This window comes from Flavobacterium sp., assembly GCF_043722275.1.
Taxonomy (GTDB): domain Bacteria; phylum Bacteroidota; class Bacteroidia; order Flavobacteriales; family Flavobacteriaceae; genus Flavobacterium.
In genome coordinates, this window is sequence record NZ_JAYSPC010000061.1 from 1 (window position 1) to 1,789 (window position 1,789).

Genomic DNA, 1,789 nt, shown 5'->3' on the forward strand with positions numbered 1-1,789 from the left:
TTCCGCCCTTCACCGGGGAAAATTACGGTATTACATACACCAGGTGGACACGGTATTCGTGTAGATTCTCATATTTACGCAGGTTACACCATTCCTCCAAACTATGATAGTATGGTGGCGAAATTAATTACTGTTGCACAAACACGTGAAGAAGCAATTGCTAAAATGCACCGTGCTTTGAGTGAGTATGTAATTGAAGGTGTTAAAACGACTATTCCTTTTCACCTGAAATTAATGAAAGACGAAAATTTTATCAAGGGAAATTATACCACAAAATTTTTGGAAGATTTTGATCTGACGGAATAAAAAAACATTTTTAAATAAAAAGCCCTGAAGTATTATAACTGCAGGGCTTTTTTATTCAAATAATACCGAATCGGTATCTGTAACAGTCCTCCCGCATGTGCGGGATTGCACTATAACAGTTATACCAATACTTAATAAGTATTAGTCCAATATGGAGCTAAAAAAATATAGTCATATCTGCATATGTTTTTAACTTGTTGATTTGTAAGTATGGTAACTTGGTTTGTAATAAACTCACTCACATTATCAAGTGTTTGATGCAGCTTACCAGAAAAGGCTCTTTTCATTTTTTGCCATATTTTTTCAGCAGGATTTAATTCTGGGGAATACGGAGGAATAAAAAGCAAAGCAATGTTTTCAGGAATAATTAAATTTTGCCCTTTATGAAAAGCACCGTTATCAAGCATTATAATTTTAAATTCATCAATAGATTGTTTAGAGAACTCATTTAAATATACCTGAAAAGTATCTGTATTGCAATGAGGCATTTCTAATTCAAAATGATTTCCAGTAATAGGAGAGAATGCTCCAAACAAGTATAGGGATTTGAATACCTGCTGAAATAAGCAAACAGGTTTAACACCTTTTGCCGTCAAACCCTTGCCGTTTCTTGTAAACAAACCAAATCGACTTTCATCCTGACAATAGAAATCTATTTTTTTGTAGCCTTGGGCTTTTTCAAGGACAATATTTTGGCAGAGCTGCTGGAAGTTTTTTTAAAAGTTTCTACCGCTTGAACATCCTTTTTTATGTGGCTTTTCCTTGCTACTTTTATTTTAGCCTTATACTTTCTTACCACAAATCCATGAAAGGTTTTATAGTTTAAATCTGTTTTAAAATTCTTATTAAACCAGTCCAACAACTCAATAAAACCCGCCATTCCATTTTGCGGATTGTTTAATTGCTCTTTCAATGCTAGTTCTTGCTCATGCGTTATTTTGCTTGGTTTGTAACCAATATTTGAATGCGACATTAGTAATTTTATCCCTCCGGCAATGTATAGTTTTCGCCATGTTTGAACGCTATTGTGGTTAACCCCTATTTCTTCTGCAACTAAACGTTTGGATATTCCATTGGCTTCATTCTTTTTAAAAACTAGCAATGCATGAATGCGCTTAGCTATCATTAGAGGACTATTTTTCATTATTTTTTTAAGTTCGCTTTCGCTCTGCTTTATTTTAAAGGTTTTGGGTGCCGACATGTCTTTTTTATTACAAATATATCCTATTATATTTTAGTCCAATAATTATAAAAAAATAGTTACTAACATTATTGGACGAATTTATAACAAGTAACGGTATAACACAGAAACAAAGAAGGAATATTACATCATAGAATTTAAAGAAAAAAATGAGCTTCCTAATGGCCATGATTCGTCAGAATACGAGTCAAAAGGTTTTATGGAGAGTAAATTGATTCAAGATTTTCCGCTTCGTGGCAGGCAAGTTTATCTTAGAACCTGAGTTCGATTAATATTATCTAA

Annotated in this window: 2 protein-coding genes and 1 pseudogene; 1 reads left to right on the forward strand and 2 read right to left on the reverse strand. The window is 33.1% G+C overall.

Features of this window, described 5'->3' with window-relative positions:
- A pseudogene (locus ACHZDT_RS08090) lies at nucleotides 1–306 on the forward strand (acetyl-CoA carboxylase biotin carboxylase subunit); the annotation flags it as partial.
- A gap of 131 nt (nucleotides 307–437) precedes the next feature.
- On the opposite strand, the gene ACHZDT_RS08095 reads toward ACHZDT_RS08090, so the two are convergent.
- Both ACHZDT_RS08095 and ACHZDT_RS08100 read right to left on the reverse strand, forming a co-directional pair.
- Nucleotides 438–995 carry an IS630 family transposase gene (locus ACHZDT_RS08095; protein WP_394774120.1) on the reverse strand — a complete coding sequence of 186 codons (558 nt, stop codon included), beginning with the start codon at nucleotides 993–995 and terminating at the stop codon, nucleotides 438–440.
- Nucleotides 959–1,507, reverse strand: a complete 549-nt coding sequence (locus ACHZDT_RS08100) for a transposase (RefSeq protein WP_394774119.1) — start codon at nucleotides 1,505–1,507, stop codon at nucleotides 959–961. The genes ACHZDT_RS08095 and ACHZDT_RS08100 overlap by 37 nt, the downstream gene beginning before the upstream one ends.
- Between the last annotated feature and the right edge of the window lie 282 nt (nucleotides 1,508–1,789).

Bases quoted from the DNA above. Each gene is read 5' to 3' on its own strand.
- ACHZDT_RS08100 (WP_394774119.1), bottom strand. From the start codon at position 1,507: ATGTCGGCACCCAAAACCTTTAAAATAAAGCAGAGCGAAAGCGAACTT.